26 protein-coding genes are annotated in these 24,449 nt (G+C 37.5%); 17 read left to right on the forward strand and 9 right to left on the reverse strand.

Annotated elements, in window-relative coordinates:
- Nucleotides 1–24 precede the first annotated feature (24 nt).
- The 13 genes from J2Y40_RS08870 to J2Y40_RS08930 all read left to right on the forward strand — a co-directional run bounded on the left by J2Y40_RS08870 (nucleotide 25) and on the right by J2Y40_RS08930 (nucleotide 12,557).
- A complete protein-coding gene (locus J2Y40_RS08870) occupies nucleotides 25–1,692 on the forward strand; it encodes a GLPGLI family protein (protein ID WP_309998440.1) in 1,668 nt (555 codons plus the stop codon).
- Between the two features lie 324 nt (nucleotides 1,693–2,016).
- Nucleotides 2,017–3,687 (forward strand): asparagine synthase B, encoded by a 1,671-nt coding sequence (gene asnB / locus J2Y40_RS08875; protein ID WP_309998442.1) that lies wholly within the window; start codon nucleotides 2,017–2,019, stop codon nucleotides 3,685–3,687.
- A 286-nt stretch (nucleotides 3,688–3,973) separates the two neighbouring features.
- Nucleotides 3,974–4,786 carry a hypothetical protein gene (locus J2Y40_RS08880; protein ID WP_153398448.1) on the forward strand — a complete coding sequence of 271 codons (813 nt, stop codon included), beginning with the start codon at nucleotides 3,974–3,976 and terminating at the stop codon, nucleotides 4,784–4,786.
- A 140-nt stretch (nucleotides 4,787–4,926) separates the two neighbouring features.
- Nucleotides 4,927–6,330 (forward strand): MFS transporter, encoded by a 1,404-nt coding sequence (locus tag J2Y40_RS08885; protein ID WP_153398446.1) that lies wholly within the window; start codon nucleotides 4,927–4,929, stop codon nucleotides 6,328–6,330.
- A gap of 174 nt (nucleotides 6,331–6,504) precedes the next feature.
- Nucleotides 6,505–7,380: a pirin family protein gene (locus tag J2Y40_RS08890; RefSeq protein WP_153398444.1), complete on the forward strand. Its 876-nt coding sequence runs from the start codon at nucleotides 6,505–6,507 to the stop codon at nucleotides 7,378–7,380.
- A 157-nt stretch (nucleotides 7,381–7,537) separates the two neighbouring features.
- Nucleotides 7,538–7,849, forward strand: a complete 312-nt coding sequence (locus tag J2Y40_RS08895; protein ID WP_153398442.1) for a GNAT family N-acetyltransferase — start codon at nucleotides 7,538–7,540, stop codon at nucleotides 7,847–7,849.
- 52 nt (nucleotides 7,850–7,901) lie between these two features.
- Nucleotides 7,902–8,801, forward strand: a complete 900-nt coding sequence (locus tag J2Y40_RS08900) for a pirin family protein (RefSeq protein WP_309998446.1) — start codon at nucleotides 7,902–7,904, stop codon at nucleotides 8,799–8,801.
- A gap of 28 nt (nucleotides 8,802–8,829) precedes the next feature.
- Nucleotides 8,830–9,369 carry an NADPH-dependent FMN reductase gene (locus J2Y40_RS08905; RefSeq protein ID WP_309998448.1) on the forward strand — a complete coding sequence of 180 codons (540 nt, stop codon included), beginning with the start codon at nucleotides 8,830–8,832 and terminating at the stop codon, nucleotides 9,367–9,369.
- Complete coding sequence (locus tag J2Y40_RS08910; protein ID WP_153398438.1) at nucleotides 9,362–9,940, forward strand: TMEM175 family protein; 579 nt, start codon at nucleotides 9,362–9,364, stop codon at nucleotides 9,938–9,940. The genes J2Y40_RS08905 and J2Y40_RS08910 overlap by 8 nt, the downstream gene beginning before the upstream one ends.
- Before the next feature lies 1 nt (nucleotide 9,941).
- Nucleotides 9,942–10,160 carry a (4Fe-4S)-binding protein gene (locus J2Y40_RS08915; protein WP_153398436.1) on the forward strand — a complete coding sequence of 73 codons (219 nt, stop codon included), beginning with the start codon at nucleotides 9,942–9,944 and terminating at the stop codon, nucleotides 10,158–10,160.
- Nucleotides 10,160–10,555, forward strand: a complete 396-nt coding sequence (locus J2Y40_RS08920) for an OsmC family protein (protein ID WP_153398434.1) — start codon at nucleotides 10,160–10,162, stop codon at nucleotides 10,553–10,555. Before J2Y40_RS08915 ends, J2Y40_RS08920 begins: the two co-directional genes overlap by 1 nt.
- Nucleotide 10,556: 1 nt before the next feature.
- Entirely contained in the window at nucleotides 10,557–10,844 is a 288-nt protein-coding gene (locus J2Y40_RS08925) for a GNAT family N-acetyltransferase (RefSeq protein WP_185152015.1), read from the forward strand.
- A gap of 153 nt (nucleotides 10,845–10,997) precedes the next feature.
- A complete protein-coding gene (locus J2Y40_RS08930) occupies nucleotides 10,998–12,557 on the forward strand; it encodes a sodium:solute symporter (RefSeq protein WP_153398432.1) in 1,560 nt (519 codons plus the stop codon).
- 148 nt (nucleotides 12,558–12,705) lie between these two features.
- Here the strand turns inward: J2Y40_RS08930 and J2Y40_RS08935 are convergent, their stop codons facing one another.
- The gene (locus J2Y40_RS08935; RefSeq protein ID WP_309998457.1) at nucleotides 12,706–14,934 is read right to left on the reverse strand and encodes a reprolysin-like metallopeptidase; all 2,229 of its coding nucleotides are present in this window, start codon (nucleotides 14,932–14,934) and stop codon (nucleotides 12,706–12,708) included.
- Nucleotides 14,935–15,330: 396 nt separating this feature from the next.
- Between J2Y40_RS08935 and J2Y40_RS08940 the strand changes: the two genes are divergently transcribed.
- From J2Y40_RS08940 to J2Y40_RS08950, 3 genes are all read left to right on the forward strand, one after another.
- Nucleotides 15,331–15,849, forward strand: a complete 519-nt coding sequence (locus J2Y40_RS08940; RefSeq protein WP_153398427.1) for a hypothetical protein — start codon at nucleotides 15,331–15,333, stop codon at nucleotides 15,847–15,849.
- A gap of 104 nt (nucleotides 15,850–15,953) precedes the next feature.
- Nucleotides 15,954–16,808, forward strand: coding sequence for a transketolase (locus tag J2Y40_RS08945; RefSeq protein ID WP_262885801.1), 855 nt, complete (start codon nucleotides 15,954–15,956; stop codon nucleotides 16,806–16,808).
- Between the two features lie 28 nt (nucleotides 16,809–16,836).
- Nucleotides 16,837–17,784 (forward strand): transketolase family protein, encoded by a 948-nt coding sequence (locus J2Y40_RS08950; protein ID WP_309998460.1) that lies wholly within the window; start codon nucleotides 16,837–16,839, stop codon nucleotides 17,782–17,784.
- 86 nt (nucleotides 17,785–17,870) lie between these two features.
- Here J2Y40_RS08950 and J2Y40_RS08955 read toward each other — a convergent pair whose 3' ends face one another.
- The 8 genes from J2Y40_RS08955 to J2Y40_RS08990 all read right to left on the reverse strand — a co-directional run bounded on the left by J2Y40_RS08955 (nucleotide 17,871) and on the right by J2Y40_RS08990 (nucleotide 22,337).
- Complete coding sequence (locus J2Y40_RS08955) at nucleotides 17,871–18,380, reverse strand: hypothetical protein (RefSeq protein WP_309998461.1); 510 nt, start codon at nucleotides 18,378–18,380, stop codon at nucleotides 17,871–17,873.
- Nucleotides 18,377–18,841 (reverse strand): hypothetical protein, encoded by a 465-nt coding sequence (locus J2Y40_RS08960; protein WP_309998462.1) that lies wholly within the window; start codon nucleotides 18,839–18,841, stop codon nucleotides 18,377–18,379. The genes J2Y40_RS08955 and J2Y40_RS08960 overlap by 4 nt, the downstream gene beginning before the upstream one ends.
- Nucleotides 18,842–18,945: 104 nt before the next feature.
- On the reverse strand, nucleotides 18,946–19,488 hold the full coding sequence (locus J2Y40_RS08965; protein ID WP_309998464.1) for a hypothetical protein: 543 nt from the start codon (nucleotides 19,486–19,488) through the stop codon (nucleotides 18,946–18,948).
- Nucleotides 19,489–19,724: 236 nt separating this feature from the next.
- Nucleotides 19,725–20,258, reverse strand: a complete 534-nt coding sequence (locus tag J2Y40_RS08970) for a DUF4303 domain-containing protein (protein ID WP_153398417.1) — start codon at nucleotides 20,256–20,258, stop codon at nucleotides 19,725–19,727.
- 112 nt (nucleotides 20,259–20,370) lie between these two features.
- The gene (locus J2Y40_RS08975) at nucleotides 20,371–20,547 is read right to left on the reverse strand and encodes a hypothetical protein (protein WP_153398416.1); all 177 of its coding nucleotides are present in this window, start codon (nucleotides 20,545–20,547) and stop codon (nucleotides 20,371–20,373) included.
- 26 nt (nucleotides 20,548–20,573) lie between these two features.
- A complete protein-coding gene (locus J2Y40_RS08980; protein WP_309998468.1) occupies nucleotides 20,574–21,527 on the reverse strand; it encodes a DUF3829 domain-containing protein in 954 nt (317 codons plus the stop codon).
- A 27-nt stretch (nucleotides 21,528–21,554) separates the two neighbouring features.
- Nucleotides 21,555–22,010 (reverse strand): hypothetical protein, encoded by a 456-nt coding sequence (locus tag J2Y40_RS08985; RefSeq protein WP_309998469.1) that lies wholly within the window; start codon nucleotides 22,008–22,010, stop codon nucleotides 21,555–21,557.
- A gap of 18 nt (nucleotides 22,011–22,028) precedes the next feature.
- Nucleotides 22,029–22,337: a DUF4870 domain-containing protein gene (locus tag J2Y40_RS08990; RefSeq protein WP_309998471.1), complete on the reverse strand. Its 309-nt coding sequence runs from the start codon at nucleotides 22,335–22,337 to the stop codon at nucleotides 22,029–22,031.
- Between the two features lie 239 nt (nucleotides 22,338–22,576).
- Here J2Y40_RS08990 and J2Y40_RS08995 point away from each other — a divergent pair, with 239 nt between their 5' ends.
- Nucleotides 22,577–24,448 (forward strand): hypothetical protein, encoded by a 1,872-nt coding sequence (locus J2Y40_RS08995; RefSeq protein ID WP_309998473.1) that lies wholly within the window; start codon nucleotides 22,577–22,579, stop codon nucleotides 24,446–24,448.
- Nucleotide 24,449: the final 1 nt, after the last annotated feature.

Below are 24,449 nucleotides of genomic sequence, written 5' to 3' on the forward strand. Positions count from 1 at the left end.
ATCTTTATAGAAAACTATGTCATTATGTATAAAAGAACTGTATTAAGCTTCTTCACTCTCTTTTTATTCTGTCTGATCTCTGCACAGACCTATGAAATTCAGTACACCAGTTCCTATAACGGAAAGGTCGTATCTGATCAACCTCCTACCCTCGTGTGGGCCAATGAGAAAGAAAATTTCATTCTGAACCAGACTATCCGGGCACAGAAGAGCAGCTACCCTTTTGAGATCACCAAAGTGGAAAAGCCTTCCAATACTATTGTCTCTTATGCATTTCTGAAACCGGGAGAAACTATTTCTTCTTCCGATACGGAATCTGTGAAAAAGCAGACTTTTGAAATGACTGATGAAACTAAAAAAATATTAGGCTACACCTGTAAAAAGGCGGTCACTAAAATCAACTCCAATACCATTGAAGTTTGGTACACAAATGATTTAAAAATCAATGGTGGCCCTTCTGTTCTCGGGCAGAATTTAGGGCTTGTTCTGGAAGTTGAGAGAAATAAAAATTCACTGGTGACAGCAAGTTCCATTAAAAAGGTAAAGAAAACAGATATTGACCAGATCATCAAAGGATCTGTACAGACTACTGATCTTTTAGGCTATAAAGACCTTCTCTGGAAAAGCCGCTTCACGACATTGAAAGTTTTTGAAAATGAAACCATCAATTTTTCAGATGAATCCAAGTCCAATGAAAACGTAAAGAAATTCGCCAACGGAACTATTATTCTGAAAAAAATAAAGTTTCCCGCCATCAAAGAAGGTGAAAGTATCTTTGTAGAACTGAAGCAACAGTCCAACGGGGATGCGTATGACAGAACCGGAACCGTATTCTTCATTCCACAGGATAAATCCGTTTCTTTTTTTGATGGATTGGAAAAGGGGGCTAAAACACTTCCGGCTTATGACAACGGAAACGGAAAGCAATATTATGGAGTGGCAGCTGACGAAAACTATAATCCAGCAGTAGAAATGATGCGCTTCTTCACCTCTTTCGGAATTCAGAAGTTTAATCATATTCAACTCAAAGGAAAAGACTGGCAGACGATCAGCCCTTTCCGTCAGGATATTACGGAACTGAAACCTTCTCTTTCTGAAAAAGAATTATGGGTAGGTGCTTTTATAGGCAATTACGATAAAGGCGGCCACAAGGTAAGTCTTGAAATTACGATTCACAACAGTGATCAGACGGTTTATAAAAACAATACGGTTATTCCTCTTTTCAATACATTAAACATTATGGAAATGGCCGGACAGGACTATTCTACAATGTTTGACAAAGACAAAGGTCTTTTTGTGGAGTTTACTTTAAAGAAAGACCTGAAAAATGCCCAGCTCCGCTTTACAACAACAGGACATGGAGGCTGGGAAAACGGGGATGAGTTTGTTCCTAAACCCAATTCTATCTGGATGGACGGAAAAATGACCTTCTCTTTCATCCCATGGAGAGCAGACTGCGGATCTTACCGCCTTTACAATCCTGCTTCCGGTAATTTTCCTGATGGTCTTTCTTCATCCGACCTCAGCAGATCCAACTGGTGTCCGGGAACGGTTACCAATCCTAATTTTATTTCTCTCGGCGATCTGAAAGCCGGCAAACATACGATACAGGTAAAAATTCCACAGGGTGCTACAGAAGGAACAAGCTTCAGTTCCTGGAACGTTTCAGGGGTTTTACTAGGGTCCCAATAAAACAAAACCTTCTTGCAAAGAGAATTGCAAGAAGGTAAAAACACAAATGATGAAAAAAAATTATTTCGAGCCACAAAGTAAGGGCTAAAATTCATATAATAAATTACCATATATTAATAATTATCTCATTTTTATTTTGTATAGAGTATACGGTGAAGTCTATGAAAACGAAAAATATTAATCAAATACATCACAATTAATCTTTATAGTTAATATTTTTCGTTAAAATAAATTAATTGATTAAAAATATTAACTTTTATTCATTTTTTATTGTTATTTTTAAACATCACCTTTACTTTTGTTTCAAATAAAATATGATAAAAAATGTGCGGAATTGTATGTTTGTTTGATGCCAAACAAAAAACCGAAATATTAAGACCTCAGGTTCTGGAAATGTCAAAAAAAATCCGTCACAGAGGTCCGGACTGGAGCGGCGTGTTTCAGGATGATAACGTGATCTTTTCTCATGAAAGACTGGCTATCGTAGATCCGGCTTCCGGAAAACAGCCTTTGTTTACCAAAGACGGAAAAGTAGTTTTAGCGGTAAATGGCGAAATCTACAACCACAGAGAACTAAAGGAAGAGTTTACTGATTTTGAATTCCAGACCCAGTCTGATTGTGAAGTAATCCTTGCTCTGTACAGAAAATACGGAAAGGACTTTCTTGAGAAACTGAACGGGATCTTTGCCTTTGCTCTTTATGATATCGAAAACGGCATTTATCTTATCGCCCGCGACCATATGGGAATCTGCCCTCTTTACCAGGGATGGGATAAAAACGGAAACTATTATGTAGCTTCTGAGCTAAAAGCCTTCGAAGGCATCTGTAAAACCATTGAAACGTTTCTTCCCGGACATCTGGTTTACAGCCCGGACGGTTCTGAACTTCAAAAGTGGTACACAAGAGACTGGGAAAGCTTTGATCATGTAAAAGACAACAAAACAGATATTGCCATACTCAGAAAAGGGCTTGAAGATGCTGTACACAGACAGCTGATGAGTGATGTTCCTTATGGCGTACTTCTTTCCGGAGGATTAGATTCTTCTGTTATTTCTGCCATCACTGCAAAATTTGCAAGACAAAGAATTGAAAGCGGCGATACGCAGGAAGCATGGTATCCAAGACTTCACAGTTTTGCAGTAGGACTGGTAGGATCACCCGATCTGGCTGCAGCAAAAAAAGCAGCGGAACACATCGGTTCCGTGCACCATGAAGTAAACTTTACTGTTCAGGAAGGGCTGGATGCTGTACGTGACGTAATCTATCATCTGGAAACGTATGATGTAACAACCATCAGAGCTTCTACCCCAATGTATCTTCTGGCAAGAGTGATTAAGTCTATGGGGATCAAAATGGTTCTTTCAGGCGAGGGTTCTGATGAATTGTTTGGAGGTTATCTGTATTTTCATAAAGCCCCGAATGCTAAAGAATTCCATGATGAAACCGTAAGAAAACTGAGCAAGCTTCATCTTTATGACTGTTTAAGAGCCAATAAAGCCTTAATGAGCTGGGGAATTGAAGGCAGGGTACCTTTCCTGGACAAAGAATTTATGGATATTGCCATGGCTGTTAATCCTCAGGATAAAATGATCAACACTTCTGAAGGAAAAATTGAAAAATGGGTATTGAGAAAAGCTTTTGAAGATATTCTTCCTGACTCTATTGTATGGAGACAGAAAGAACAGTTTTCTGATGGTGTAGGATATTCGTGGATTGACACTCTGAAAGAAATAGCAGAAAAAGAAGTCACCGATGAAATGATGGCCAGCGCAAGATTCAGATTTCCGCTCAACACCCCTCAGAATAAAGAAGAATACCGCTACAGAACTATTTTCGAAGAACATTTTCCAAGTGAAACGGCAGCAGCTACAGTTCCGTCTGTTCCTTCAGTAGCCTGCTCCACTCCTATTGCTTTAGAATGGGATGAAGCTTTCAAGAAAATGAATGACCCAAGCGGAAGAGCGGTTAAAGTGCATGAAACTTCTTATGAATAATGAATGGGTGAAGTGTGAATAGTCAATTCGTAGCACTTATGAATTTATGAAGACTGTTATTCACCATTGACTTTGCGTAGCAAAAATTCACTATTGACATTAATCAGTATAACATATTTCTCACTTCTACCTGCCTAATCTTCAAAGTTATAATTATCAATCCTGTAGCAATACAGGATTTTCTTTTGAATTACCAACAATAATATCCACAGAATTTAACTGACAATCAAAAATAATATCTAATAAATAATTATATTTGGAAAACGAAAATATCAATTATAAAAAAATGAGAAGAAATCTTACTGTTTTATTTGCCTTACTATCCATCAGTTTTGCTTTTGGACAGGGAAAATACGGCAAATACTTAAATTCAAAAAAGCTTGCTTTGGCTTATAAAAGTGTAAAGGATTCTGATAAGGACGACTTCTATCAGCAGTTTTACTGGCTGGCAAAAGCTGAGGAACTTAAAACCTATCCTCACCTTAAAGATGTAAAACCGGCTGTTTTATATGAGTTTGTAAAAAAGGTAAATCCTCAGAACCCTACTAAAAAATTAGATGAAAGAGGAAAAGAGCTCAGAGCAACAGCTGAATTGTCTCTAAATCAATATTTCAAGAACAAGAATTTCACCAACAATTCTGTATTGATGTACAACCTTGAAACCTATGTAGATCCGTCTAAAGGACAATATTACACTAAGGTAGATCCTGAAAAGATCAAAGAGCTGGTTCCTAAAGAACTGTTTGCATTCAATTCTTACAACAGAAATTTAGGCGAGGAAAAAACGTACTATCTTTGGATCGACAAGAAAAAAGATGATTTCAATATCGTTGATATTATTCCTAATGAAAAAGAAGATAAAGCTTTCTATACAAGATTAAGACAATATCTTCCAAGCTATAAATTCTCTAAGTATGTTCCTACTGTAAAAAAAGGAAACAAATCAGACAAAACGGATGTTGATTACTATTACATTATGCCGTTTGAACAAAACACTGATAATATTGAATACAAAACAAAGGATTTCAAAACTTACATCTTAAGCCAGTACAGAAAAGCCGGCGACGAATGGAAAGGAGTAGAAAAACCTAGAAAATAAATTGAAAAGTCCTGTGAAAATTCACAGGACTTTTTTAATTTTATAGGAAATTCTTTATCTAAAGATCAAATCACTTAAAGCAAGTAGTGTCTTCAAAATAAATAAGTCTGAAAGCTTTTGAACATTTCAGCCTGTACATCATGACAGAATTAAGCCCGCAACAAACAAGCATAAAGAAAATCCTCCCATTCATTCTGGCCACTGCTATTTTCATGCAGATGCTGGATTCCACAATTCTGAATACTTCTCTCCCATCCATTGCCAAAGACCTCAATGAATCTCCGTTGAATATGCAGAACGCTATTATCAGCTATGTTTTAACATTAGCCGTTTTTATGCCTGCCAGCGGATTTTTAGCAGACCGGTTCGGAACCAGAAAGGTATTTATATTTTCCCTGGTGCTTTTCAGTCTGGGATCTTTATTCTGTTCACTTTCCCAAAACCTCACCCATCTGGTTATTTCAAGAGTTATTCAGGGGATTGGCGGAAGTCTGATGACTCCGGTAGGCAAGCTGGCCCTGATTAAAACGTTTGACAAGAGCGAGCTGCTTAAAGCCATGAATTTTGCCATTATTCCAGCATTGATAGGACCTGTACTTGGACCGTTGGTAGGAGGCTATATGGTAGATTACCTTTCGTGGCACTGGATCTTCCTGATCAATATTCCGATCGGAGTTTTAGGAATTATTTTGGGCTTAAAATTTATGCCTAACTATAAGTCTGATGATGTAGACTTCGACCTTAAAGGTTTTTTAATTTTTGCAGCCGCTTCTCTCCTGCTTTCAATTTCCCTGGAACTTTTCGGGGATATCCAGAACATAAGCCCGGTCCTTTTAGTCTTCATCCTTGGATTTTTATTTCTTTACTATTATTACAAACATGCCAAAAGAGACGGAAATCCTATTTTCCCTTTAAACTTATTTCAGGTAAGAACTTTCAGAGTAGGAATTGTAGGAAATCTGGCCACCCGTTTGGGGATCAGCTCTGTTCCATTGCTTTTACCGCTCATGATTCAGATTGCCTATAAACAATCGGCGGTTACTTCCGGATGGATTATTGCTCCCATGGCTTTAACCGCTATATTCGGAAAATCATCCGTCATTAAAATTCTGGATCGTTACGGCTATCGCCAGACCTTAATGGTGAATACCTTCATCATCGGAACCCTGATCTGTCTTCTTGCCATTCCGGATATTCATACTTCTTTATATTGGTTTGTCCCTATTATTGCGGTATTGGGATTTTTCAACTCTATCCAGTTTACCTCAATGAATACCATTTCTATTGCAGACCTCAGGAATTTTCAGACCAGCAGCGGAAATTCATTAATATCTGTCAACCAGCAGCTTGCTATCGGCTTCGGAATTGCTTTCGGACTGATCGTTTTAAAACTTTTTGAAAGTTCAGACCTCATCAAAGGGGAAACCCATAATGCCTTCAGATATACGTTCCTTACTGTAGGAATACTTACTATTTTATCGGGATTTGTTTTCAGGAGATTGCATATTTCGGATGGAAAGAATATGAAATCGAAGGAAGAATAATAAATGTATTTTTAATATTGCTTTGAAGCATAAGAGCTTCATATTCCTAGAGAACTAATTTTAAGATCTTTGTGAATACTTTTCTCTTGTTGATCTGTTTTCTTCCGAACTTATCACAGATCAATGCACCCGGATTTTGCCTGTCGTACTTTTGTTATATAAATCAACAATATTATGACAACTAAACAGGTAGAAATCGTAGTATCTCCAAGACCTGCGCATTTTGTAGGCGACGGTTTTAGAGTTCATAATTTTATTCCGGGCGCAAGCAGACTGGATATGAAGAGAATGGATCCTTTCATTATGCTGGATTACAATTCAAAGTTTCACTTTAACGGTTCTGAAAGACCAAGAGGTGTAGGCGTTCACCCGCACAGAGGCTTTGAAACTGTAACCATAGCTTATCAGGGAAAGGTAGAGCATCATGACAGTGCCGGCGGCGGCGGAATTATCGGCGAAGGTGACGTACAGTGGATGACCGCTGCAAAAGGAGTTCTTCACAAAGAATATCATGAAACAGAATGGTCTAAAAAAGGAGGAATTTTTCAGATGGTACAACTGTGGGTAAACCTCCCTGCCAAAGATAAAATGAGTAATCCGAAATACCAGGCGATAGAAAATTCAGCAATGGAGCGTGTAGATCTGGGTGATAACGGACTTGTGGAAATTATTGCGGGAGAATATAATGGGCATACTGGTCCTGCTGAAACATTTACCCCGGTGAATATGATGAATGCCAAATTAAACGCAGGCGGAAAAGCAGAATTCAGCTTTCCTGCTCATTTTAATACGGCAGCTCTGGTTATTGAAGGAAGCATTACCGTAAATGGAGAGGAAAAAGTTACTGCTGACCACTTTGTTTTATTTAAAAATGAAGGGGAAACTTTCAGCATTGAAGCTCAGGAAAATTCAACGGTGCTGATCATCAGCGGCGAGCCGATTAATGAACCGATCTATCCTCACGGACCTTTTGTCATGAATTCCAGAGAAGAAATCATGCAGGCTTTTGAAGACTTCAATACCGGAAAATTCGGTTATCTGGAAGATTAACAGATTTAAATTTATCTTAATCTTTGATTATTCCTTTTTTACTAACTTTATATCATGTTAGAGTAAACATATAATTGGCAAACCTAACAGGTTTTAGAAACCTGTTAGGTTTAGTCTTCAGATAAAAATTTATATAACTCCCCTTTACTACAAAATTATGAAACCAGAATTTGAAAATATACCCCTTGTAAAAACCGACAAAAGATTTGAAATAGAAGTAAACGGACATTTTGCTTTTATTGATTACCGTGAAATGGGGCACCAGATTGCATTGGTACATACAGAAGCTGAGCCTGAACTTGCAGGAACCGGTGCCGCAGCAGCCGTTGTGGAAAAAACCCTGATATACATTGAAGAACATGAAAAAAAGCTTCTTCCGTACTGTCCTTACGTTTTTGCTTATATCCAGAAACACCCGGAATGGAAACGCATCGTAGATGAAAGATTTAACGGATACGACAAACTTTAATTACACTTTTACAGGGCATTAAGAAACAACTAAAAAAATATTTTACTTTATTATGTCAAATATCGGACTTATCATAGAAGAAAAAGCGGCAGATATAGGAAATTTCCTGGTGGGAAGACTTCTTCCTTTCCGTGAAAAAAGAGCAGTGGGCCCGTTTGTTTTTATTGATCATATGGGACCTTCTGAACTGAAAGACTATCAGAATCTTGATGTTCCGCCTCATCCGCATATCGGATTATCTACCCTTACCTATCTGTTGGAAGGGTCTATTTTTCACAGAGACAGCATCGGAAGTGCCATTGAGATAAAACCAGGTGCCGTGAACTGGATGACTGCAGGAAAAGGAGTTGTACACTCTGAAAGAACCCCAGAATATTTAAGACACAGTGACAAAAGACTTCATGGATTCCAGATCTGGGTAGGTCTTCCAAAACATCTTGAACAGACAGAACCTACTTTCCATCACATTGAAGCAGATGAAATTCCTGTATGGGAAGAAGACGGAATTCAGTATAAATTAATTGCAGGTGAGGCTTTCGGCAGAAAATCTGCAGTTCCTATTCACAGCAAATTATTTTTCATTGAGATCAAAACCAAAGAGCCAAAGAAAATAAGCATTGGTAAAGATTTGTATGGTGAAGCAGCGATGTACGTTCTGGACGGAACAGTGACAACTGATGGGAATTCTTATGGTTCCAAACAGCTGATGATCGCAAAAGACACAAAACTTTGTGAATTTGATATGAGTGAAAACGGAACGGTTTATCTTTTCGGAGGCGAACCTTTTGATGAGGAACGTTTTATATTCTGGAATTTTGTGAATTCTGACAAGGAAATGATTGATCAGGCCAAAGTCAACTGGAACGATCAGAACCATGATGCGTTTCCATTAGTTCCGGGAGATGAAGAAGAATATGTACCTCTTCCCAAAGCCATTTTAAACAGAAAATAAATTCAGTCCGGAACTGATTATAAAAACCATGAAAATATTAGCATTTGCAGGAAGTACGTCTTCCACCTCCATCAACAGGGAACTGGTAAAGTTTGTTCTGAAAGATTTTCAGAATGAGGAAATCAATTTAATTGATCTTAATGATTTCAGTATGCCGGTTTTTTCTGTGGATCTTGAAAAGAAAGGTTTCCCTGATGAAGCGCACAACTTTTTAAAAGTAATTGAAGACTGTGATGTGATCATTTGTTCACTTGCTGAGCACAACAGATCATACAGTGCTGCTTTTAAAAATGTTTTCGACTGGGCATCAAGGATTAATGTAAAGGTATTTCAGAACAAACCAATGCTGCTGATGAGCACTTCTCCGGGAGGCTATGGCGGAGGAAATGTGATGAATACAGCCAAAATCTTTTTCCCTCAGTTCGGAGCGGATATCAAAGAAGCATTTTCCCTTTCCAAGTTCTACGAAAATTTTGATCTGGAAAGCGGTGTAATCAATCCTGAAATGCTTGCTGAGCTGAAAATGAAGATAGAAAACTTTAAAAATCAGGTAAAAACCAATGACTAAAGGGAGGCTGGAAGCATTCAGCGATGGTGTTTTAGCGATTATTATCACCATCATGGTCCTTGAACTGAAAGTACCGGAAGGAACCAGCTGGGCTAGTCTCAAGCCCATTATGCCTAAATTCCTGGCTTATATTTTCAGTTTTATTTATGTAGGAATCTACTGGAACAACCACCATCATCTGTTTCAGGCAGTAAAAAAAGTGGACGGCAGTATTCTTTGGGCCAATTTACATCTGCTATTCTGGCTTTCACTGATGCCTATTGCCACGGAATGGATAGGAACCACTCATTTTGCTAAAAACCCCGTTGCGACCTATGGTGTCGGACTTATTATGAGTGCCATTGCCTACACCGTTCTGGAACATGTAATTATCCGTTGTGAGGGAGAGAATTCACAGTTGAAAGAAGCAATTCATTCTAAACTCAAAGAATATATTTCAATCATATTTTATGTTTTAGGAATCGCTGTTTCATTTTTTTATCCTTATATTGCCATAGGTTTTTATTATATCGTGGCTCTTATATGGCTGATTCCGGACCGAAGAATCGAAAAATCATTAAAAGAAAATTGATATGGAAACACATGAATATCCTAACGGCAGTATCACTGTCATCTGGCAACCCCAGAAGTGTATCCACTCGGCTGTCTGCGTAAAAATGCTTCCCAAAGTCTATAATCCGAAAGACAGACCCTGGATAAAAGCAGAAAACGCAACTCCGGAAGAACTTAAAAACCAAATAGACCATTGCCCTTCAGGAGCATTAAGTTATAAATTCAATACAAAGCAATAATGGCGGTAACCGTAAAAGCAATTTTAGGAAAAACAAAATATTATACTGAGGTAACAGCCGGCGAAAACCAGATCATTACTGATGAACCTATCGACAAGGGAGGACAGAACAAAGGCTTCAATCCATTTGAAATTCTGGCAACCTCACTGGCAAGCTGTACAGCAGCTACTTTAAGAATGTATATTGACAGAAAGGAATGGGATATAGAAAATATCAATGTAGAGGTAGAGCTTGAAAATTTTCCACTAACCAAAAGGGCTGTTTTCAAAAGAGATATTAGTTTTGAAGGCAATCTGGATGATGAGCAGATGAAAAGACTTCATACCATTGCGGATGCCTGCCCTGTTCACAAAATATTAACCAACGACATAGAAATACTAACTAAATTCTCATAGCATGATCGAAGTAAAACAAAACAACGACGAGAAACACGGAAGTTTTGAAGCTTTCATAGATGGAAGACGCGCAGGAATAATGACCTATACCTGGGCAGGAGAAGAAAGATTTATTATTGACCACACTGAAGTGGAAGAAGCTTACAACGGAAAAGGCGTAGGCAAAGAAATGCTTCTGGCAGCAGTAGGTTTTGCCAGGAAAAACGGAAAAAAGATCATTCCGCTCTGCCCTTTCGCAAAAGCAAGTTTTCAGAAAAGTGAGGAACTTCAGGATGTTTTAGTGAATTAATTACTATTTTCGTCTTTTACCATACAAACCTTCCGGATATTAGCCCGGGAGGTTTTTTCATTTTTCCGATATTGAGACTATCCTATGATTTTTGAAACATGGAGGTTTCAGCAGAACAGAAAAAAACTATATTTGCTAAAATTTAATTAAAGCATGAATTCAGGAACGATCCTTTTGCTATTTGTTTTTATTTATTTCATCGGTCTTCTGGTGATTTCTTATTTTACCAGCCGAAATTCTGATAATCAATCGTTTTTTATCGGCAATAAAAAAAGTAAATGGTGGCTTGTTGCATTTGGAATGATAGGAACCAGTTTAAGTGGTGTTACCTTTATTTCGGTTCCGGGAACCGTTGGAAAAATGACGGGTTCGGAATACATTTACGGTGGTTTTGAATATTATATGATGGTGATTGGCTTTTTCATAGGATATTTTATTGTTGCCGCCATATTGCTTCCGCTCTACTATAAGATGAACCTGACTTCCATTTACACTTATCTGGGAAAGAGATTCAATGTAGAAGCTCATAAAATAGGCTCGATATTTTTTATCATTTCCAGAGCCATTGGAGCTACTGCAAGACTATATCTGGTTGTGAATGTTTTACAGATATTCCTGCTTGAAGGCCTGGGAGTTCCTTTTTGGGTTACAGCCCTTGTCCTTCTCCTTATGGTGCTTTTATATACTTTTGAAGGCGGTGTAAAGACCATTGTGATTACGGATACGTTACAAACTTCATTCATGATCATCAGTTTAGTAGGCTGTATCATTTATATCTTATCCAACCTGAATTTATCTTTTAGTGAAGCCTATACTATTCTGGAACAGAAAAATTATACTCATTTTGTGAATTCCGATCCGAATTCCAAGACATTTTTTCTTAAAACCATTCTGGGCGGTATTTTTATTACAATTGCCATGACCGGACTGGATCAGGAAATGATGCAGAAGAATATTTCCGTGGACAACCTTAAGAATTCTAAAAAGAACATGTTGACTTTTGCAGGAACTCTTCTTTTTGTAAATCTTGCCTTCTTATTCCTAGGAGGTCTTCTTTATCTTTTTGCCTTACAGAATGGTGCGGAATACGGGAAAATTAACGGAGAAACCATTACCAATATTTTCGGATTTAAAGACTCTGCCGGAAATATCAAAAATATTATGGGGGATGACCTTTTCCCTGCTTTGTCACTTCAGGGATACTTTCCAATGGCTATTTCCATTATCTTTATTATCGGGCTTATTTCTGCTTTATTCCCCTCTGCAGATGGTGCATTAACAGCGGTAACAAGTTCATACTGTGTTGACCTGCTTAACCTCAACGAGGATAAAACCAAAACTGAAAAAGAGAAAAAACGTCTTCGTATGAAAGTCCACCTGATTTTCACTGTGGTATTTTTCATACTGATCATGGTATTTAAAGCATTGAATGACAAATCTATCGTTTATCTGATCATGGAAATTGCGGGTTACACTTACGGACCGTTATTAGGACTGTTTGCTTTCGGAATTTTCACCAAATTCCAGATCTCAAGAAAATATTCAATCCTGGCAGTAACCATTTTAGCCCCTATTATCACTTATCTGATCAATTTAGCGGTTACCACATACACAGATTACCGCATCGGAGTTGAACTGATTGTTCTTAACGGCCTTCTGACCTTCATCGGTTTATGGCTGGTGAAAAACAAGCAGTATTTAAAAGTCGTTTAATCTGAAAATTAAATTCCGGATAAATTTTAAAAAGAGTAATTTTTATTGCTCTTTTTTATGCTCTTATTTGATTTTACTCTAAAAGTAAAAAGGCTGTTTTCACAAGTTGGAAAACAGCCTTTTATCAGGTAAATTTTTCAGGAACTGATTATTCTTTGATCCATTTTACGGTTTTATCCATATCTTTTGTTTTGATCTTAATCAGATAATCTCCTTTTACTAGTTGAGACAAGTTGAAAGTTCCCAGTTGATCAGTATTTAATTTATTGTTCATCTGACTGAATACCAGCCTTCCGCTTACATCATATACCATGATGTCATATGCATCTTTTTGATTGATAAATTTAATGTTCAGTATCCCTTTGCTTGGATTAGGATATACCGCGAATACATCTTTATCACCTTTTGTTTCGTCTACACCCAGTACACGGCTAATGGTAAAATTAACAGGATTGATATTAAAGAAAACATTATTTACTCCTGCTACCATAATTCTGGCTTGCGTAGTATTTACATTAGGAATTGTAATGACCTCTGATCCATCGTTGGGAGTAGAGGCTACAATAGTGGTAGGATAAGTAAGTCCTCCGTCTGTTGACAGTAAAATACTTACGTTGGCACAGCTTACAGGAGCTGCTGTTGTATTGGCTACGTCCCATGTTATAGTCTGAGAACTATTCCCGTTCCAGCTTACTGCTGTTGTAGGTGCAGTAACTTTGAATGGTCCTGAACTGGCATTAACAGTAATGGATGCATCATCATTGGCCACCCCTGCACATCCTGCATTATTATCTCTCACGGTGAGTCTGAACTCCATTGTTCTTCCGTAAGAAGGCAGAATTTCTCCTTTGGTTGTTGTATTGTTGATGATATCTGTAATCTTTGGGAAATATCTGTAAGGAACTGTTACCGGCATAAATGATCTGAACAGCGCGGCATTTCCTGTTGGAGCATTCCAGTCTCCTTCAGGGCCTACGTCGTTTTGTTCCCAGCAATAGGTAAGCGCTGTATTTTCAGCATCTGTTGCAGAACCTGTCAGTTTAAACGGAGTACTTTTAGGAATGATGTAATTATTTCCTGCATTTACCACAGGAGCTGTATTGGAAACAGGAGTTGTCACCTGACATGAGATTGACCGAACTTCTGCAGTAATAGACTCAAATGAATTGGTATGAAAAATAGGAATACTATTGTTGGCCAGGTCATTTATGTTTTCGCAAATCCCTGCATAAGCCATAATGGTAATTCCGCTTCCCGGTTCTACAGCAGTAGCTGCATTACGATTACCATCACAACTTCCTGTTACTGCATTAAAAGTATGGGGGCCGGCAAATTGATGCCCTACCTCGTGACACACATAATCTATATCATAAGGATCACCAACAGGATTAGAAGAGCCGGTAATTCCACTTGCTTTGTAATCAGCATAACATATGCCTGAGCCGGCTAAACCGCCACCTCCTGTACTAAAGGTGTGGCCTATGTCATAATTAGCCGCTCCTATGATGGCATTAATTTGCTCCTGACTTTCGTCAATTAATGTATATGCATTATTATTTCCGTTAAAAGGATCTGTAGCCGGATCTGTAAAGATAATACTGGTTTCATTAGCAATTAAAACCAATCTAACAGCGACTTCCTGCTCATATACTCCATTTACCCTGTTTACAGTGGTTACAATGGCTGATAAGGTTTGAGCAACAGTAGGAGAATTTGATCCTGTAGCAGCCCGTGCATACTCTCCGGTACAAGCTATAGCAAGACGGAAAATTCTAATTTGAGTACCTACGCTTGGTGTTACGGTTTTTTGTCCGCTTTTTTTTTCCCGTTGAAAGTTTTCATCTTTCGTTTCACACACCTTTGGGTTTTTATCAATTAAATCCCCTTTTTTGTAAACGATATAATTATTGACATCATTTCTTGCATAAGGGTCAATATACGTATCGCCTGTGGCTACTGATTTTATCTGAGCATGAAATCCAAACTCTGTAATATCCAGTTTTATGGTTGCATATTGATCATCAACCCCCTGCCCTGTTAGCGTAATTAACTGAGGGAACTTTTGGGCTAATTCCGGAGCCATTACTGAAGACTTCCAGATTTTAAATTTCGCTTTTGTTCCGTCAGGCATAGGTAAAACAATGATTGGAGCCTTATTTTTAAGATCATTATCACTCAGCTCTGGAACTGAATTAAAATAGTTTCTCATTCCGGCCATATCCAGTTTGTAAGTAAGAAACTTTTCGGGCTGTATCGTTCTGTTTTTAGGATCTGCTCTAATGGTTTTTTCACTGATTGCAGCAAAAAAATCCTGGGCCTTTCCCAAAGAAATGGATATCATAAATATCCCTACATAAAATAGCTTTTTAATTTTCATATTATGGTGATTTTTGATTTTTACAAAGTACAGTTCAGAAAAAAAAGAAGAAATACAAATCACTGTATATCAATTCATAATTTAATTCTAGAATAATTATTAAATCAATCAAATTTATGCAATTTTAGTATTCAAAAAAAACAAAAATTAACACTCATTAATAAGAGTAACTAATTTTAAATTATTTATAAAATAAAATTCTCAATAATAACCAATATTCAGCAAACATTATTCAAAAGAGCATAATTTCAGTTCCTGCATCAAAGAGGTTTCTATATTTTTAGTTTTGTTTTACTCCTCATCTATCGGAATAAATTATTCAACCATTCTATAAGTTTGTCCATTTTGAGTATCTTTGGGGGCAAATTATTAAACATCAAAACAGGAATTACACTTATGAAAAAAATGATCTCATTTCTTGTACTGGTCATCACTTTTGGTTTTGTGAATGCACAGGAAAATTTCGAAGTTTCTACTTTAAGAATCGGGCCATTCAAAATCTTTATGGACAAAAGTGAAGCTGAAAAAATAGCCGGCACATCAATAAAACTTTCAACAGGAGATGTAAAAAACACCGTAAAATATAATGGTGAACTGATTAATATTGATGTTTTTCAGGGTTACGGAGGAGAAGCCAGACCCAATGCTGTTACCATTACCGGAATAACAACCACCAGCAAAAAATTTAAAACCAAAAGCGGAATGGGAGTTGGAAGTACCAGAGACGAACTGATCAATACTTACAGAAATTATCCTACATTCAGCGTCCGTCCGGCCTGGGATGATAACGGAAAACGTCTGAAAGATACAGGTTATTTTAATCTTGAGGATTATGATGCAGGAACAGAGCTTACCTTTAAATTTGTGAACAACATTGTTACAGAAATTACAGTTTATGTTAATGAAGGCTGTTAAAAGCAGGAAATATTAAATAATTCAAAATCCGGATCTTAGGTCCGGATTTTTACATTTCCGTAAGCCATTAAAAAATCGTAAATTCGCGTGCAAATAAATCAGATATAATGAGTAAAAGTATTGAAGAGCTAAAATCTCTTACTACGCAGATCAGAAGAGACATTTTAAGAATGGTTCACGCTGTAAATTCAGGACACCCGGGCGGAAGTTTAGGTTGTACGGAATACTTCACAGCGCTTTACGGGAAGGTAATGAACTATAAACTTCCTTTCACAATGGAGGGCAAAAATGAAGATCATTTTTATTTGTCAAACGGACACATTTCTCCGGTTTTCTACTCAACTTTAGCAAGATTCGGATTCTTTCCGGTAGATGAGCTGAGAACCTTCAGAAAGCTGGATTCAAGATTACAGGGGCACCCTACTACTCATGAAGGGCTTCCTGGTATCAGAATCGCTTCCGGTTCTCTTGGACAGGGACTTTCTGTAGCACTTGGTGTAGCTGAGGGAAAAAAATTAGACGGAGACCAGTCTCTTGTTTATTCTCTTCACGGAGACGGAGAACTTCAGGAAGGTCAGATCTGGGAAGCTCTGATGTATGCTGCTGCTAAAAAAGTGGATAATATCATTTCTACTATCGATTACAACGGCCGTCAGATTGACGGGGATACTGATGATGTATTAAGCCTTGGAAATCTTCATGCTAAGCTTGAAGCTTTCGGATGGATTGTTCTTGAAGAGAAAAACGGAAACGATCTTGAAGCCGTTATCGCGATTCTTGAAAAAGCCAAAACAGAAACAGGGAAAGGAAAGCCTGTAGCGATCATCCTTCACACGGAAATGGGTTACGGAGTAGATTATATGATGGGAACTCATGCATGGCACGGAAAAGCTCCTAATGATGAGCAATTGGATACTGCATTCAAACAATTGTATTTAGAAGCTCCTGCTGATTACTAATTCTTAAATCCCGATAAAAAAAATAAAAATGAAATTTACATATACAGAAAAAAAAGATACACGTTCAGGATTCGGAGCCGGATTAGCGGAACTTGCAGATAAAAACCCTAATGTAGTAGCCCTTTGTGCAGACCTTATCGGTTCTTTGAAAATGGAGAAATTCATTGAGAAGGCTCCTGAGAGATTCTTCCAGGTAGGTATTGCTGAAGCGAACATGATGGGTCTTGCTGCCGGTTTAAGCATCACAGGAAAAATTCCTTTCACGGGAACTTTTGCGAACTTCTCTACTTCAAGGGTATATGACCAGATTCGTCAGTCTATCGCTTATTCAGGGAAAAATGTAAAAATCTGTGCTTCTCACGCAGGTCTTACTCTGGGTGAAGATGGAGCTACGCACCAGGTTCTGGAAGACATCGGTATGATGAAAATGCTTCCGGGGATGACGGTAATCAACCCATGTGACTACAACCAGACCAAAGCAGCTACAATTGCTATTGCTGAGCATGAAGGTCCTGTATATTTAAGGTTCGGAAGACCAACTGTTCCTGTATTTATTCCGGAAGATATGCCTTTCGAAATCGGTAAAGGAATCATGCTTCAGGAAGGTACTGATGTAACGATTGTTGCGACAGGACACCTGGTATGGGAATCTCTTGTAGCCGCTGATGAGCTTGAAAAAGAAGGTATTTCCTGTGAAGTGATCAATATCCACACCATTAAGCCTCTTGATGAAGAAATCATCTTAAAATCTGTTGAAAAAACAGGAAAAATCGTAACAGCTGAGGAGCACAACTATCTTGGCGGTTTAGGTGAATCTGTTGCGGGAATGCTTGCAAGAAGAAGACCTACAAGACAGGAATTTGTGGCAGTAAATGATACTTTCGGAGAATCCGCTACCCCTGCTGAACTGATGAAGAAATATAAGATTGATTCTGCTGCAGTAAAAGAAGCAGTAAAAAAAGTTTTAGCCAACTAAGATTTCTTTGATCATAAAATAAACGGCCCGGGCTGTTCCTTCGGAACAGCCCGGGCTCTGTTTTCATCATATTGTTTTTTCAAAGTTTACCTTTGAACGAAAGAAGTTCCCACAGCTTCCAGCACAGGACATAATATATCCCGGATATATTCATCCTCTCTCTTTTCGGAAATTTTGGAATTGGAAAAATAATTACTGATCCTGTAGCTTTTCACAAACTGGTTTCTCTTTTTCCCGATCGCATAGAAATATCCGCCATTGTTTACGTTGATAAAATAGGTCATCTCATCAAAACTCATGATCTTTTTGGTGAAAAGCAGCTTTCGGTAAATACGCTTCTCCGATTTGTTAAAAATATACTTCACCGGGATTCGGAAGAACAGATCAAAGAGAAAATAAATCATATAGATGCCCCATATGATCAGGGCGGTTCTGAATTGGTCTGCGGACATTTTATCCATAAAATAAATGATCACCGGGAGAGCAATTATTCCCAATCCCAGCCACCAGACCAGCGTTTTAAGGAAATTATAATTGGGCATAAAACTTATTTCATTCCCGAACTCTGTGAATTTATAGCGGTCTGCTGCATTCATCTGCTGCTTTTATTTATTCCCATAATATCTTCCGTTTCATTCACCATTTTCTGAATTCCTTTTTGAGTAACGGATTGTCCGATGGTCAGCCTTTGATCTTTACCATCTGCTTCAAAATGGATAGACAGGATGATATTGGTTGTAATAAAGCCCATATACCGGGTAGTAAATACTTCGAAATTGGTAAAATCTTTAAAGGAATAGGTTTTTGCCGGAACAAAGATGGTGTGCCGTCCCGTAATAGTCTGTCTTTCCGGATCAATAATAAATTTTTTGGTAAAGAAATTAACAATGATCAGTATTCCTACAGCGGCCAGAAACAAAGCAAATAACGGCATATTCAGCCTGTATATCATCACAGCAGCTGCAAAGATCAGAACCGTCAGTATAGTGATAAATACAGGCTGATTTTTGAAAATATAAAGGTTTCCGTCTTTTTTGTAGTGCTTGTATGTGTTCATAAGTAATATTCAATGTTGAGTACATTAGTTATCTATGTTGATGTGTTTTTTTAATTGGCACTCATGTACTTCAACACTGCCGTTATTTGTGCTTTTTATTTCTGTTAATTTTCTCTGTCTATTGCTCTTCCTATAAATTTTTCCAGTTCAACAAACATCTCTTCAATCGGAAGTACCTGCAGATCAGGATGATTTTTCAGCCATTGAGAATTTAAAATGATCAGATCTTCTTCCAGGTTATAAAACGAGCTGTTTTTCAGTTTATCTCTGGTTTTATTGGGTCCGAAATAGTCACTTTCCAGAAACTTCTGAAGCTCACCTTCTTCCAGGTCTTCCACTTTTGAGCATTGTTCGTTGAACAATTCCAGATGTTTTTCAGCCCCCATCTTTTCAAGGCCTTTTTTAATGACCTTATTCAGCTCCGGGGACCATCCGGTGTTCCAGACAAACTGAGAGAAGTTTCCGTTTCTGTACTGTGAAAGATAATAATCAACATAATAGCTTGTCACAGCATCTTCATGAATGTTTCCTATATCAATGCCCTCTTCTTCTAAAAGATTCACTACGGAAATATTGGAAGAAATAACATCATAGGGTTCAGGACTGTTAAAAGAGGTCTCAGATACAATTATTTTGTTCAGTTTCATGGGTATATTTTTAAAATGTTTTCATGGGTATTAGTTTTTATTTTATGAATGCATAGAAGATGAAAGAAGGAGGCTGAAAGTTGCTTTTGGTTAAAGGGTTAAAGGCCTATGTAAAATCAAATTACCTTGAAAAAGATAAAACAAAGTGAGACTTATTATTGATGACTTTCATAACTTCTCTCTCCAATCTTCAAACCTGTCTAAATCAGAAATTCCAGTCCAGGACTGAGACTATTTTAATAAGTTCCCCAGGTATCCATCCAGCTCAGATATTCGTCTTTATAGGAATTGTCATTAAGCCTGGCAATTATTTTTTTGAGGTCTTCTTTTTCAAATTCATAATCTGAAACGGTAAAGATCAGAAAAATATCCTCTCCTGTAATCTTTTTGAAAAAATCTTCGTTTTTGAGCTTTTCCAATACTTCAATGCAGGTTTCATAAAGCTTATTCTGAAATTCAGCAAACCATTCGTCATCTTCATATTGATCCAACACATTACGGAGACGAGTGCAGATTCCATCAAATTCATCCTCCGCTCCTTCCATTTCATAAGCCCATTCAGCGGGTTCATATTTGTAGTAAAGAAAGTCATCTTCATCTGCTTCCTTTAAATTCCGTAAAGTATTGACTGCCGGACAGACCGTCATAGCTCCTTCATCGCTATATAAAGCAAAACTGTAGATCTTTTCGGCACCATGTTTTTCATATACTTCCAGAAATGCTTTTTTCGCAGCATCTTCTATTTGTTGTTTCAGGTCTTCAAAATTCATATTTTTCTTTTTTAATGGTAGGCAAAAATACTTTTATCTTACGAAATCAGCTTAAATAATCCGGTAAAGGACCAGCCAGTTTCATGATTACAGCTATCTTATTTAACTCTGTTTACCTGTTCTTATTGTATATAATCCAACCCGGAATGATCATGACAGCAGCCAGAAGTATCGGTGGCAGCTCCCCATATCCGAACAACCAGGAAGTTTCTCTGGAAGGGCCTATTTTCACGATTACCGTGAGGCAAAATCCAATAATAATTAAAATAATACCTAATGTTTTTTTCATCATATTAAGTTTTACAATTTAGGGAATTAGTCTACGAAAGTGTTATAACGGTCAAGAACGTATCCAGCCTCTCTTTCCAGCTCATCAAGATCACTGTTGAGACTTTCGCTGTTCTCATTCAGGCAGCGCTGTGCAATCCGCATTTTACCAAGAAAATCATTCACCGAGTTATTAAAAGCAAGATAACTTCTTTCTTTCTGTTTTTCAGAATAAGGAATTTTCTCTTCTGTATTCCGGGTATACAATTTTTCCATTTGCTGATACTGTTGGGCAAACAGTTTTTTATAAGCATTGGCATCTGTAAAATTATAAGAATCATCAACAATCTTCTGGCTCAGCTCCATTATTTCTTTAGATTGGAGGATCTGATCTTTAAGGGGATGATTTTTAAGAACTTCTATTTCTGCTTTGTCTGCTCTTGGAGCAAGTTTGGTAAATAATTCATTCGCAGCATTACGGTTTTCTTTGATCAGCTGATCTGCTTTTTCACGCAGCTCGGAAATTTTCTTTCCTTGATCATCTTTCCAGTCTTCGGCATCTTTATAAGATTCCAGTTCCTTTTTCCGCAGTTTTAATTCGGAAAATGTACTGATCATTTTATCTACAAGGACCTGATAATCCTTTCCTAATACGTCCGGAACTTTCATTTCATTTTCAGCTCCCATCATGATGGTGGGTGTAAACAGGGGAGTCATCCCGGAATACTGCGGATTGGCAAGCGCATTTTTCACATAATCATCCATTTGTTTAAGGGCATTTTGAAAATTTTTGATAAATTCAGCATGAACGTCATCCATCTTCACGGCTTTATTATTAAAAGCAATAATATCCCTGTTTTCATCCCCGGAATTTACACTGAAAGGATTCATCTGTTTCGTCTTGTCCTGTGAAAGCTTATCTTTTATTTTACCTAATTTATCACAGGATACAGCAGAAAGGCTAAATATAAAAACTCCTGCAATGATTGCTGTTTTTTTCATAGTTCAATTATAATAGGGTGTGCTATCTTATGTTTTTATGAGGTCTTCCAACTCATTCACCACTTCCTGCATGGTCTTCTTACTGAAAGACTGTGAGATTACCGGGCGTTTGAAACCTGATACATTTTTAAAATTAACATACAGAAAACATCCTAAAGGAATAATTCCCATGCCGATGGTCTGTAGTTCAAATCCTTCAAATTCATCCAGATTATAGGTAAACTGTCTCCGTTTCAATCCAGTATTTACCACCGTAAGAAGCTTTGATCCGGGATCGAAATGAATTCTGGGCGGGATGAAAGCAATGATTGTGAGCAATAAAGAAAACAGAAGCAATACAATTCCTGTTTTAAGATAACTGCTGTACACCATCACCAGAATGGAAATCAATACCCACATCACTACAATAATATGCTGTAATGATATATACTGTTTCACAACATAACCTGATCCTTCTTTTTTCAGATGTTTAAATTCTTCCATAACAGCCTATCCAATGAATTAAAATTTATCTTCAACCATTTTCCCGATAAGAGGTAAAGGTTTCTGAACTTCATTGGCTGCATTAATAATCCCGATAACAGTTAATATTAATGGAATAAAGCCTAATATTCCCAAAAGACCGATGTGGGTAACCGCCATTAATATTCTAAGGATAATTCCCAGAACAAGCCAAAAAACAGCTAATCCCAGCCCCTGTTTAAGATGGTATCTCAAAAAACCGTCTGCTTTTTTCTTTCCCGTAATGAAAGCGACCAGCCAACCGATCAGGGTAATGTACGATACAATTGATAATGTTTTATTGTTCATGATAAAGTATTTTAAAATTAGCATGATGTGATTTATTTGCCGGGTCAAAATTGCAGAGGAAAAACATAAAAACACTTTTTTCTATGCCTACAAAACATCTTCAACTCCTATTAACAATGACTACAAAACGACTACACATTTAAACAACAATCTATAAATCAGAATATTATAATTTTATCTATATTTTTAAATCTTTCTTATCAATTGATCAATATTTACAATTTTTGTACTTTCACCCTATGAAGCTGAAATACTCATTTTTATACTTTCTGTTTTTATTGTCCGGTATAATCTGTACTGCTCAGAATACGTTTATAGACGGGCTGAAAAATCAGTTGAATCAAAACAGTATTTCAGTTTCTGAGAAATTTAAGATCTATAATGAACTTACGGAATATTACAGAATCAGTGATCAGTATTCTGAAGCTGAAAAGTATGTTCACCAGCAATTAAAATTGGCTCAAACTGAGCATGATGATGCAGAAGAAGTAAAAGCTCTGTCACAGCAGGGAATTATACTGCTCAATCAATCTGAATATGACAAAGTCCCGAAGATCATAGATGCAGCAAATGCTGTTGCACAGAGAAGTAAAGACCCGGTCTCCGCTCTCTATGCAGCTTACCTCAATATCTATTATCATAATACTTTAGGAGATTCTGAAAATACAATAAAACTGATCCAGAAAACCCTTTCTGAAGTAGAAAAGCATCCTTCCGAAATTCTTTTAAATGCCAAACTGAATTATCTTCTTTACGGAATTTACGCTGAATGGAATGATGCAGAAAGCGCCACCCGATATGCCCGAAAAGCAATAGATCTGGCTCAGAAATCGGGCAATAAAAATATGCTAAGCTCTGCGTATTCAGCCATGGCCGTATGCTACTCTTTCCGCTATGAAAAAACAGGAGATCTGAAAGATTTAAAAGCTGTTATCGAAATGTGTAAAAAAGCAGTGTCGCTTTATCACCAGTTTCCCGGGCATGTTTCAGACTACACCCACTCGCTGGCTTTGCTGAATCTTACCAATTATGAATTAAGCTATCCAACCATTACCCCGGAAATCCGGCTGGAAATTCAAAATAATACCAAAGAAATATTCAATCTTACCCAGCATACCACCTATAACCAGAACATCCGGGCGGGAGCATTTGGTGTATTGAGCGCCCTTGCTATGAAGGATCAGAACGATGAACTGGCTGAACAGTATCTTCTCCAGGCTGAACAATTACTCTTGACGCAAAAACCCATATACTACCACGTCATGATCAACATAGTAACCGATCTGGCCAAACTGTATGTGAAACAGCAGAACTATCAGAAAGCTTACGAATATCAGTCGAAATTAACAGAGTACAACAGTCTTCTGTATAATGAAAACCAGGTTGAAACTGCTAAAAGACTGGAAGCACAATACCAGTCCCGGAAAAAAGAATCTGAACTGAAAGCCCTGAACGAAAAAGCCAACAGTCTGAAAAAAGAAAAGTTCTTATATATAGGATTGGGAATCATAGGATTGATAGGGGCATTCTTTATGTTCCGTTCCTATCATTACAAACTGCGCTACTCCATAGAAAGAGAGAAAAAACTCAATACGGAGAAACATGAAGCCGAAATACAGGTAAAACTACAGGAAGAAGAAAAAGCCAGGTTAAAGGCAGAACAGGAACTGCTTACCTTTCAACAACAGAAACTTCAAAGTGAAGTTCTGGCCGGCCAGCTGCATATCCAGCACAAGAATGAGGTTCTTCAGCAGCTTCAAACCCAACTGTCTGATCGTAATATTAATATTCAGCAGGTTGTAAAAGAAGAAAACCGCGTAGACAATGATTTTGAAAAGACGACTTTCAGAATTCAGGAACTGCATCCCGATTTCTTCAAAAACATCAATGAAAAAGCCCTGCAAAAACTTACGGCATTAGATCTGAAATACTGCGCCTACATCTATCTAGGCATGGAAACCAAACAAATCGCCCATCTGCTGAACGTAGAACCCAAAAGTGTAAGAATGACCAAATACCGTCTTAAAAAGAAGTTCGGACTGGATGAAAATACAGCGCTGGATTCTTTCTTTCAAGGGGCATTTCCACAAAATAATACAAGATTAACTTAAT

The organism is Chryseobacterium sp. 2987 (genome assembly GCF_031456375.1).
Classification (GTDB): Bacteria; Bacteroidota; Bacteroidia; order Flavobacteriales; family Weeksellaceae; genus Chryseobacterium; species Chryseobacterium vaccae.

What these genes read in the sequence shown, in the direction of transcription:
- J2Y40_RS08935 (WP_309998457.1), bottom strand. Translation starts at nt 14,934, where the DNA reads ATGAAAATTAAAAAGCTATTTTATGTAGGGATATTTATGATATCCATT.
- J2Y40_RS08940 (WP_153398427.1), top strand. Translation starts at nt 15,331, where the DNA reads ATGAAAAAAATGATCTCATTTCTTGTACTGGTCATCACTTTTGGTTTT.
- J2Y40_RS08970 (WP_153398417.1), bottom strand. Translation starts at nt 20,258, where the DNA reads ATGAATTTTGAAGACCTGAAACAACAAATAGAAGATGCTGCGAAAAAA.
- J2Y40_RS08910 (WP_153398438.1), top strand. Translation starts at nt 9,362, where the DNA reads ATGACTAAAGGGAGGCTGGAAGCATTCAGCGATGGTGTTTTAGCGATT.
- J2Y40_RS08895 (WP_153398442.1), top strand. Translation starts at nt 7,538, where the DNA reads ATGAAACCAGAATTTGAAAATATACCCCTTGTAAAAACCGACAAAAGA.
- J2Y40_RS08870 (WP_309998440.1), top strand. Translation starts at nt 25, where the DNA reads ATGTATAAAAGAACTGTATTAAGCTTCTTCACTCTCTTTTTATTCTGT.
- J2Y40_RS08975 (WP_153398416.1), bottom strand. Translation starts at nt 20,547, where the DNA reads ATGAAAAAAACATTAGGTATTATTTTAATTATTATTGGATTTTGCCTC.
- J2Y40_RS08905 (WP_309998448.1), top strand. Translation starts at nt 8,830, where the DNA reads ATGAAAATATTAGCATTTGCAGGAAGTACGTCTTCCACCTCCATCAAC.
- J2Y40_RS08990 (WP_309998471.1), bottom strand. Translation starts at nt 22,337, where the DNA reads ATGAACAATAAAACATTATCAATTGTATCGTACATTACCCTGATCGGT.
- J2Y40_RS08985 (WP_309998469.1), bottom strand. Translation starts at nt 22,010, where the DNA reads ATGGAAGAATTTAAACATCTGAAAAAAGAAGGATCAGGTTATGTTGTG.
- J2Y40_RS08930 (WP_153398432.1), top strand. Translation starts at nt 10,998, where the DNA reads ATGAATTCAGGAACGATCCTTTTGCTATTTGTTTTTATTTATTTCATC.
- J2Y40_RS08995 (WP_309998473.1), top strand. Translation starts at nt 22,577, where the DNA reads ATGAAGCTGAAATACTCATTTTTATACTTTCTGTTTTTATTGTCCGGT.
- J2Y40_RS08920 (WP_153398434.1), top strand. Translation starts at nt 10,160, where the DNA reads ATGGCGGTAACCGTAAAAGCAATTTTAGGAAAAACAAAATATTATACT.
- J2Y40_RS08955 (WP_309998461.1), bottom strand. Translation starts at nt 18,380, where the DNA reads ATGAATGCAGCAGACCGCTATAAATTCACAGAGTTCGGGAATGAAATA.
- J2Y40_RS08900 (WP_309998446.1), top strand. Translation starts at nt 7,902, where the DNA reads ATGTCAAATATCGGACTTATCATAGAAGAAAAAGCGGCAGATATAGGA.
- asnB (WP_309998442.1), top strand. Translation starts at nt 2,017, where the DNA reads ATGTGCGGAATTGTATGTTTGTTTGATGCCAAACAAAAAACCGAAATA.
- J2Y40_RS08890 (WP_153398444.1), top strand. Translation starts at nt 6,505, where the DNA reads ATGACAACTAAACAGGTAGAAATCGTAGTATCTCCAAGACCTGCGCAT.
- J2Y40_RS08925 (WP_185152015.1), top strand. Translation starts at nt 10,557, where the DNA reads ATGATCGAAGTAAAACAAAACAACGACGAGAAACACGGAAGTTTTGAA.
- J2Y40_RS08950 (WP_309998460.1), top strand. Translation starts at nt 16,837, where the DNA reads ATGAAATTTACATATACAGAAAAAAAAGATACACGTTCAGGATTCGGA.
- J2Y40_RS08965 (WP_309998464.1), bottom strand. Translation starts at nt 19,488, where the DNA reads ATGAAACTGAACAAAATAATTGTATCTGAGACCTCTTTTAACAGTCCT.
- J2Y40_RS08960 (WP_309998462.1), bottom strand. Translation starts at nt 18,841, where the DNA reads ATGAACACATACAAGCACTACAAAAAAGACGGAAACCTTTATATTTTC.
- J2Y40_RS08885 (WP_153398446.1), top strand. Translation starts at nt 4,927, where the DNA reads ATGACAGAATTAAGCCCGCAACAAACAAGCATAAAGAAAATCCTCCCA.
- J2Y40_RS08880 (WP_153398448.1), top strand. Translation starts at nt 3,974, where the DNA reads ATGAGAAGAAATCTTACTGTTTTATTTGCCTTACTATCCATCAGTTTT.
- J2Y40_RS08915 (WP_153398436.1), top strand. Translation starts at nt 9,942, where the DNA reads ATGGAAACACATGAATATCCTAACGGCAGTATCACTGTCATCTGGCAA.
- J2Y40_RS08980 (WP_309998468.1), bottom strand. Translation starts at nt 21,527, where the DNA reads ATGAAAAAAACAGCAATCATTGCAGGAGTTTTTATATTTAGCCTTTCT.